Source organism: Vibrio sp. 1401 (genome assembly GCF_033340295.1).
Window position 1 is genome coordinate 1 of sequence record NZ_JAWOWF010000579.1, and the last position, 593, is coordinate 593.

The window sequence follows — 593 nt, forward strand, 5'->3', positions numbered from 1 at the left end:
AGACTTTAATCACCCTCTAGCGGGACAAGACGTGACTTTCGAAGTCGAAATTTTGTCAGTAGAATAGCCACCCCAATAAAAGATAATTTCCATGAGCAATGAAATGAAAATCCTATTAGCTAACCCACGCGGTTTTTGTGCTGGTGTTGACCGTGCGATTAGCATCGTAGAGCGTGCGCTAGAGCTGTATCAGCCACCGATTTATGTTCGCCATGAAGTGGTACATAACCGTTTTGTGGTTGAGGGGCTAAAGCAACGAGGCGCTATCTTCGTTGAAGAGCTACATGAAGTGCCTGACAACAACATCGTGATTTTCTCTGCTCATGGTGTATCGCAAGCGGTTCGCCAAGAAGCAAAACAGCGTGATCTGACGGTATTTGATGCAACCTGCCCATTGGTAACGAAAGTTCATATGGAAGTTGCTCGTGCAAGCCGCCGCAATATGGAAGTGGTTCTGATTGGTCATGCTGGTCACCCAGAAGTCGAAGGTACCATGGGTCAGTACTCAAGCGAAACTGGCGGCATGTACTTAGTGGAAACTCCTGCGGACGTTGAAAAACTAAAAGCGATCGTGAAAGATCCATCGGATCTGC

2 pseudogenes are annotated in these 593 nt (G+C 47.0%); both read left to right on the top strand.

Annotated features, from left to right (window positions below):
• A pseudogene (locus R7Z77_RS26940) lies at positions 1-67 on the top strand (peptidylprolyl isomerase); the annotation flags it as partial.
• 24 nt (positions 68-91) lie between these two features.
• Positions 92-593: pseudogene (gene ispH / locus R7Z77_RS26945) on the top strand (4-hydroxy-3-methylbut-2-enyl diphosphate reductase); the annotation flags it as partial.